The sequence below is a fragment of the Streptomyces sp. NPDC059696 genome, assembly GCF_042733745.1.
Taxonomy (GTDB): domain Bacteria; phylum Actinomycetota; class Actinomycetes; order Streptomycetales; family Streptomycetaceae; genus Streptomyces.
In genome coordinates, this window is sequence record NZ_JBHWFG010000092.1 from 1,181 (window position 1) to 2,270 (window position 1,090).

Consider the following 1,090-nt stretch of genomic DNA (forward strand, 5'->3'; position numbering starts at 1 on the left):
CGGTGAGGGCCGAGGCGACGCGGGCCGCGTGCGCCGTCAGTTCGGCGTAGCCCGTGCTTACGCCGCCGAACGAGACGGCGGTGCCGTCCTGTCCGGCGTGGCCGCGCACCGAGACGTGCACCGGCGGTGTCACGTGTCCGCGGGGCGCCCGGCGGTCCGAGGCGCGCAGGGCGCGGTCCCGGTGGCGCTCGTCGTCCAGCGGGAGTCCGCCCACGGGCGCGTCCGGATCGGCGGTCGCGGCTGCCAGGAGGGTGGCCAGCTGATCCAGCAGCCGTCGGGCCGAGGCAGGTTCGAACAGTGCGGCGCGGTACTCCAGGAAGCCGGCGACGCAGGGCGCGGTGTCCTGGAGGACCAGGGCCAGATCGGCGGCGGCCGTGCCGTTGTGCACGGACAGCTGCCGCACCTCGGCGCCCGGTATCCGCAGGGCCGCCCGCTCCCGGTGGACGAACACGGCGTCGGCCCCCTCGATACGGCAGGGCTTCGAGGCCGGGTCCGGCACCGTGCGCAGCAGCTCCCTGAAGGCGGTGGACAGCGTGCCGTCGTCCTGTCCGGCATAGCGGTGGACGAGGGCGCGGAATCCGGCCAGCACCACGGCCGCGGGCGTGACCCCTGCCGCCTCGGCCAGCCGGGCCGTACGGAAGCCGAGGTCCGGGCTCCAGGTGAAGGCGACGGCGCCCCCCGCGTGCGGGGGCAGGTGCGGGCGGTTCCGGTCGGCGGGCAGGACCAGACCGGCGGCGGTCGCCGAGGGCTCCTCGCCCCCACGTGTCCCGGGCGCCGGCCGAAGGGGCGGGGCGGAGGGCCGACCGCCGGTCACGACGGCGCGGTACGCGTCGGACAGGGCGGCCGGCAGGGCCCCGGACGGTCCTTCCCAGGCCCCGGAGTGGGAGGCGGCCAGGAGCAGCAGGTGCTCGCGCGGGCCTCTGCGGGCGAGGTGGAGCCGGGCCGGCGCGTCGCCTTCGGCGAAGGGACGGGCCGCCCACCGGGCGCAGAGTTCCTCGTCCCCGAACCCCTCGCCGGCGGTCTGCCCCACCCCCCCCGGCACCAACGGAGCACCCTCCCCCGCCACCCCCCCCCACGCCCTTCGCAGGGC

Annotated in this window: 1 pseudogene; it reads right to left on the minus strand. The window is 78.0% G+C overall.

The annotated features are described in order from the left end of the window. Positions 1-1,030: pseudogene (locus ACFV20_RS36745) on the minus strand (hypothetical protein); the annotation flags it as partial. Positions 1,031-1,090: the final 60 nt, after the last annotated feature.